1 rRNA gene is annotated in these 1,272 nt (G+C 53.6%); it reads right to left on the reverse strand.

Annotation, left to right across the window (positions count from 1 at the left end):
* Positions 1-25: 25 nt before the first annotated feature.
* Positions 26-1,272 (reverse strand): 23S ribosomal RNA (locus F4V72_RS23925); the annotation flags it as partial.

Genomic DNA, 1,272 nt, shown 5'->3' on the forward strand with positions numbered 1-1,272 from the left:
TCCGCCAAAACAGCTTCGGCGTTGTAAGGTTAAGCCTCACGGTTCATTAGTACCGGTTAGCTCAACGCATCGCTGCGCTTACACACCCGGCCTATCAACGTCATCGTCTTTAACGTTCCTTCAGGAGACTCAAAGTCTCAGGGAAGACTCATCTCGGGGCAAGTTTCGTGCTTAGATGCTTTCAGCACTTATCTTTTCCGCATTTAGCTACCGGGCAGTGCCATTGGCATGACAACCCGAACACCAGTGATGCGTCCACTCCGGTCCTCTCGTACTAGGAGCAGCCCCCCTCAGTCTTCCAGCGCCCACGGCAGATAGGGACCGAACTGTCTCACGACGTTCTAAACCCAGCTCGCGTACCACTTTAAATGGCGAACAGCCATACCCTTGGGACCTACTTCAGCCCCAGGATGTGATGAGCCGACATCGAGGTGCCAAACACCGCCGTCGATATGAACTCTTGGGCGGTATCAGCCTGTTATCCCCGGAGTACCTTTTATCCGTTGAGCGATGGCCCTTCCATTCAGAACCACCGGATCACTATGACCTGCTTTCGCACCTGCTCGCGCCGTCACGCTCGCAGTCAAGCTGGCTTATGCCATTGCACTAACCTCCTGATGTCCGACCAGGATTAGCCAACCTTCGTGCTCCTCCGTTACTCTTTAGGAGGAGACCGCCCCAGTCAAACTACCCACCAGACACTGTCCGCAACCCGGATTACGGGTCCACGTTAGAACATCAAACATTAAAGGGTGGTATTTCAAGGTCGGCTCCACGCAGACTGGCGTCCACGCTTCAAAGCCTCCCACCTATCCTACACATCAAGGCTCAATGTTCAGTGTCAAGCTATAGTAAAGGTTCACGGGGTCTTTCCGTCTTGCCGCGGGTACACTGCATCTTCACAGCGAGTTCAATTTCACTGAGTCTCGGGTGGAGACAGCCTGGCCATCATTACGCCATTCGTGCAGGTCGGAACTTACCCGACAAGGAATTTCGCTACCTTAGGACCGTTATAGTTACGGCCGCCGTTTACCGGGGCTTCGATCAGGAGCTTCGCTTGCGCTGACCCCATCAATTAACCTTCCGGCACCGGGCAGGCGTCACACCGTATACGTCCACTTTCGTGTTTGCACAGTGCTGTGTTTTTAATAAACAGTTGCAGCCAGCTGGTATCTTCGACTGACTTCAGCTCCATGAGTAAATCACTTCACCTACGTGTCAGCGTGCCTTCTCCCGAAGTTACGGCACCATTTTGCCTAGTTCCTTCACCCG

Origin of the sequence: Salmonella enterica subsp. diarizonae, assembly GCF_008692785.1 — a bacterium.
Classification (GTDB): domain Bacteria; phylum Pseudomonadota; class Gammaproteobacteria; order Enterobacterales; family Enterobacteriaceae; genus Salmonella; species Salmonella diarizonae.